Origin of the sequence: Holdemania sp. 1001302B_160321_E10 (genome assembly GCF_015552275.1) — a bacterium.
In the GTDB taxonomy this organism is placed as follows: Bacteria; Bacillota_I; Bacilli_A; order Erysipelotrichales; family Erysipelotrichaceae; genus Holdemania.
This window is the reverse complement of sequence record NZ_JADNEM010000079.1, coordinates 1-1356: the sequence shown is the minus strand read 5'-3', so window position 1 is coordinate 1356 and position 1356 is coordinate 1. Positions and strand designations below refer to the sequence as shown.

Below are 1356 nucleotides of genomic sequence, written 5' to 3'. Positions count from 1 at the left end.
TCCTGGCCGATCAATTTGCGCATTTTGGCAAGGATCTCTGCCTCTGTATAAACGTCCATTAGATACATCATTTCATCGACAAGGAGCATGATATCATCTACCTTGATGCCGATGTTCTGTGCGGCGATTGCTGCATAAGCGCGAGCTGCTTCGTTTGTTATTGTCATTTATTTCTCCCTTCCTTCACAAGCTCAATCGCTTGTGATAAAATAGAGATGATCTCAATCCAATAAGATCATCTTGTTGAACTCTCGGTTGCCGCCAAGCTCGCCGAGGGTTCCTTTTTTTGTTTGAGCCATTCTTGGAATTCAGCCTCATTTGCTGGATCCGCGTAGAAGCGCCTTATTGCTTCCGCAAGCGCTCGCGCCAATCCGTCATAAACAGCCTCGTTGGTTTGTTCCACATCATCACCTCGCTTCCCGGTCATCCATGTTAATCCAGTGTTCGTGAATTTCTACTACTTCTGCAGGTATCGACATTTCAGATCTAAGCACTTCAACCCGATCAGCCTGCACCACAATGCAGCACATCGGATCATAATTACTTGCCAGCCATTTCTGCAGAGGAGTAGCAAGCTCTTTTAGATCGTTGATTCCATTGTTCTCTTTGGTGTTAATTTCAAGCAGAAATTTTCCAGCTTTTAGTCTAAGCGTCAAATTCAAGCACCCCTTTGAGAAATCCTTACCATCAATCAAGAAGGTTTCTTTTTCCGTGTCTATCGTTAAATGCTTAGCCGGTAAACCATTCACTATGCCATTCCATTTCATCTAATTCACCTCGCTCCTTTCATTTAAGTTGTCAAAAACTACTCCATAGCCAGCGCCACACATTCACTCATCTTGCTGTATAATCAAATACAGAAAGGAGGTGAAAATTATGGAAAGTGCATCACTTAAATTGCGTATTGCAAACGACAGAGATATGCTTAGCTTTTCTGAGGATATAGTTGCTCAAGCTCAAGCGTTATCAGACCTTGCTTCTGACGCTCTAAAGATTCAACAAAGCGCTATTCTCAAGCTTATACGGCGCTTAGCCTTCATCGCCTTAAAAACTTGGGAAACTTTTTCAGCTGAGCAACATCTTCATCAACATTTTGAATTTCAAGAATTACTTCGCACAAGTGAACTTGAAACCCTATGCAAATCTCTGCCGAACGCACCGCCACACATTACCTTGAATAATTATGCAAATGTTACAATCAACTACTTTTACCAAACTGATGGAACAAAGAAAGTAACTTCACATTTCATTTCTTTAGACCGACTCATCAGTTTAATGGCTTTAGTTCCTGATTGGATTCCTTACATCGTTGCTTTTATTCAACTCTTAGGAAGTCTTATTTAGACTTCCTTTTTT

The 1356-nt window shown here is 41.3% G+C and carries 3 protein-coding genes; 1 reads left to right on the top strand and 2 read right to left on the bottom strand.

All coding sequences use genetic code 11. From position 1 onward, the window contains the following. Nucleotides 1-235 precede the first annotated feature (235 nt). Both I2D94_RS18105 and I2D94_RS18100 read right to left on the bottom strand, forming a co-directional pair. Entirely contained in the window at nt 236-403 is a 168-nt protein-coding gene (locus I2D94_RS18105) for a hypothetical protein (protein ID WP_195397917.1), read from the bottom strand. A 4-nt stretch (nt 404-407) separates the two neighbouring features. Next, complete coding sequence (locus tag I2D94_RS18100; RefSeq protein WP_195397916.1) at nt 408-767, bottom strand: hypothetical protein; 360 nt, start codon at nt 765-767, stop codon at nt 408-410. A gap of 109 nt (nt 768-876) precedes the next feature. On the opposite strand from I2D94_RS18100, the gene I2D94_RS18095 reads away from it, so the two are divergent. Then, complete coding sequence (locus tag I2D94_RS18095; RefSeq protein ID WP_195397915.1) at nt 877-1344, top strand: hypothetical protein; 468 nt, start codon at nt 877-879, stop codon at nt 1342-1344. Nucleotides 1345-1356 lie beyond the last annotated feature (12 nt).

Excerpts from the sequence above, each read along its gene's own strand:
- I2D94_RS18100 (WP_195397916.1), bottom strand. The coding sequence starts at position 767 with ATGAAATGGAATGGCATAGTGAATGGTTTACCGGCTAAGCATTTAACG.
- I2D94_RS18095 (WP_195397915.1), top strand. The coding sequence starts at position 877 with ATGGAAAGTGCATCACTTAAATTGCGTATTGCAAACGACAGAGATATG.